The 558-nt window shown below is 58.6% G+C and carries 1 rRNA gene; it reads left to right on the top strand.

From position 1 onward, the window contains the following. Positions 1-558, top strand: a 23S ribosomal RNA gene (locus ACSFDB_RS21005); the annotation flags it as partial.

Genomic DNA, 558 nt, shown 5'->3' on the forward strand with positions numbered 1-558 from the left:
GACGAGGGCCACCGTGTTCAAGCGCGGGGAGTCAAACGGGCACAACCCGAAACCGGACGATCTAGGCGTGAGCAAGGTGAAGCGTGCCGAAAGGTGCGTGGAGGCCTGTTAGAGTTGGTGTCCTACAATACCCTCTCGTGACTTACGTTTAGGGGTGAAAGGCCCATCGAGTCCGGAAACAGCTGGTTCCAACCGAAACATGTCGAAGCATGACCTCTGCCGAGGTAGTTTGTGGGGTAGAGCGACGGATTGGGGGATCGCACTCCGAGAGGAGTGTGCCCCCCTGTCCAACTCCGAACCTACAAACGCCGTTTGACGCAGGGAGTCCGGTGCGCGGGGTAAGCCTGTGTACCGTGAGGGAGACAACCCAGAGCTGGGTTAAGGTCCCCAAGTGTGGACTAAGTGCGATCGAAAGTGGTGCCGAGCCCTAGACAGCCGGGAGGTGAGCTTAGAAGCAGCTACCCTCTAAGAAAAGCGTAACAGCTTACCGGCCGAGGTTCGGCGCGCTTAAAATGATCGGGGCTCAAGTCCACCACCGAGACCTAGCGGCACCTGTCA

The sequence above is a fragment of the Natronorubrum amylolyticum genome, assembly GCF_052040145.1.
Taxonomy (GTDB): Archaea; Halobacteriota; Halobacteria; order Halobacteriales; family Natrialbaceae; genus Natronorubrum.